The organism is Pseudostreptobacillus sp., from assembly GCF_977040545.1.
The window spans coordinates 1-2,915 of the sequence record NZ_CDRRBS010000115.1 but is presented as its reverse complement, the minus strand read 5'-3'; the positions used below and the strand labels follow the sequence as shown (position 1 = coordinate 2,915).

Below are 2,915 nucleotides of genomic sequence, written 5' to 3'. Positions count from 1 at the left end.
TACTAGATGTAACAAATCCCGAAGATACTAATTCAAAACTCAATTTTTCTAATTCAGAATTTAACTCTTCTTCTGTTTTAAATTCTATTTTATTTTTTTTAACTAAATTATACTCATCACTTATTTCTAAAATCTGTGAATATGAAAGAAGTGATATAAAAAAAAATAATAAATATTTTCTCATAATTTTAATCTAATAAAGTTAAATTCAACTCTAGAAGATCTTTCCTCCTTAACTAGTCCTATACATTATATTATACACCAAAAAATATAAAAAACAAAAAAAATTATTACTTTTTTCAAAAAATTTTAATAAAAAAATGTATCTATATTTTTCAATATTCATAAAATTTATAGATACATAATTTTATATAATTTTAATCTTAATAATATTTTTCTAAATCAATATTTCCATTCATTACATCATCAAAACTTTCTCTTGCAACTAAAGCTCTTATTTGAGAACCTGTGACTGTTTCTTTTTCTTTAAGAAGTCTTGCAATATTTTCAAGTATATCTTTATTATCACTTAATAACTTATATGTTTCATCATATTTTTGTTTTAATAATTTTCTTACTTCAATATCTATTTCTCTACTTGTTTCATTACTTACACTTGATACAAAAGCATTATTTTCATCTATTTCATAATTAATAGGTCCTAATTCATCATTCATACCAACTCTTGTTATTAACAATTTAGCAATCTCTGTTGCTCTTTTAATATCTGAATATGCTCCAGTTGCTATATCATCCATCATAAGAGATTCTCCTGCACGTCCTCCAAATAGAACATTTATTTCAGCTAATAATTGTTTTTTAGTTCTACCTAAAGTTTCTTCTGGAAGTGGCATCATAAATCCTCCAGCATCACCACGTGGTATAATAGTTACTTTATGCACCTTACTTGCTTCAGGTAAAAGAGAAGCAATTAAGGCATGACCTCCTTCATGATAAGCTAACATATCTCTATCTCTTTGGCTTATTATTTTACTTCTTTGTCCAAGACCCATACCAATTTTATCAACAGCTTCATCTAAATCTTCCATAGTTATTGTATCTGATTTTTTTCTAGCAGCAAGTATGGCAGCTTCATTTAATAAATTTTCAAGATCTGCACCAACAAATCCTGGAGTAATTTTAGCTATATCTTCTAACTTAACATCTTTAGATAATTTTTTATTTCTTGAATGTAATTTTAAAATTTGAATTCTTCCTTCAACATCAGGAGCTGATACTTCTATTCTTCTATCAAATCTTCCACCTCTTAATAAAGCTGGATCTAAAATATCAGCTCTATTTGTTGCAGCCATAACTATTATTCTTTGATCTGTTTCAAATCCATCCATTTCAACTAATAATTGATTTAATGTTTGTTCACGTTCTTCATTTCCACCATTCATTTTACCTTGGTTTCTTTTTCTACCCACAGCATCTATTTCATCTATAAATATTATAGCTGGTGTTTCTTTTTTAGCATCTGCAAATAATTCTCTAACTTTAAGTGCACCTGCTCCTACGTATAACTCAACAAACTCTGAACCTGACATTGAGAAAAACGCAGCGCCTGTTTCTCCAGCAACTGCTTTAGCAAGTAAAGTTTTACCTGTTCCAGGTTCTCCTAATAGTAAAACACCTTTAGGTACTCTTGCTCCTGTTTTTTCAAATTTAGATGGATCTTTTAAAAAGTCTACTATTTCTTTTAATTCTTCTTTTTCTTCTTTAAGTCCAGCTACATCACTAAATTTAACTTTGGGTTTTTCACTTATTTTACTACTTCTATTTGAGCCAAATGGATTAATTCCACGTCCACCTCTTGAAGCACCCATAATAGTTTTATTTATATACATAAATATAAATACAGTTAAAATAATTGGTGCAGCTGCTAATATAAAGCTAAATACAGTAGTGCTAATTGGTGTTGGTTTTACAGTTAAATCAACATTATTAGTGTTTATTGCTGTCATTAAAGTTGTATCCTCACCTATTCTTTTTGTAACCATATTAGTCGTATATATAGTTGTTTTACCTTCTAAATTACCTATACCTTCAACTTCTGATACTGATTCGCTAACACTTTTTATCTCTCCAGAATTTATTTTTTGAACAAATTGACTATATGATATACTTTTTTTCTCATTAAATGGCATCATATTTGAACCAAAAAATAAATATGCAAATAGAACCATTAAGAAAATAAATCCAAAAAATATAGATGGTCTAAGTTTAATCTTAACTTTTTTAGCATTTCTCAATTCTTCATCATTAATTAAATCTTCAAAAAGTTTATATCTAGGATCATTTTTTATATTATCATTTTCTTTTTTTTCATTTTCTTGTTCATCTTTATCTTGTTTTTCATCTTCTTTTTTCAAATCATCATCTGAACTATCAATATTTTCATCCTTATCATTCTCTTCATTTATTAATTCTTCATTTTTAATTTCATCTTTTTCTTTATCTTCCATTTTACCTCCTTATATACACAACCCTATCACCCTGTGTATCTTTATTAACTAATTTAAATTTATCACCAACTAGTACAATTTTATCGTTTATAACAACTAGTGGTATCTGATCTCTTTCAAATCTATTTATCTTATTATCAATAAATATTTTTTTTAATTTCTTATTACCCAATTTATCCCCATTTTTTCTATTTCTAACAATAATTTGATCATCTGAATTATATAAAAAACTATATATATTATACTCGCTATACTTATTTTTTTCAAGTAATATTTTATTAACATAACCAACATAAAAATCTTGTATTTTTATTTCTTTACCATATTCTAAAATATAACTATATTCTTCTAAAAAAAGTTCTTCTTTTTTCTTTATACCATAATCATTATATGATTTATACCATACATAACCATTTCCTAAATCAATAATCTTGGATTCACTAGAAA

At 26.1% G+C, this 2,915-nt stretch carries 3 protein-coding genes; all 3 read right to left on the bottom strand.

Annotated features, from left to right (window positions below):
• Positions 1-184: hypothetical protein (locus ACWYO2_RS05590; protein WP_455515495.1), on the bottom strand; the 184-nt coding region annotated here is incomplete at its 3' end.
• A 199-nt stretch (positions 185-383) separates the two neighbouring features.
• The gene (gene ftsH, locus ACWYO2_RS05585) at positions 384-2,468 is read right to left on the bottom strand and encodes an ATP-dependent zinc metalloprotease FtsH (protein ID WP_455515494.1); all 2,085 of its coding nucleotides are present in this window, start codon (positions 2,466-2,468) and stop codon (positions 384-386) included.
• Between the two features lies 1 nt (position 2,469).
• A partial coding sequence (tilS, locus tag ACWYO2_RS05580) for a tRNA lysidine(34) synthetase TilS (RefSeq protein ID WP_455515493.1) occupies positions 2,470-2,915 on the bottom strand: 446 nt, incomplete at its 5' end.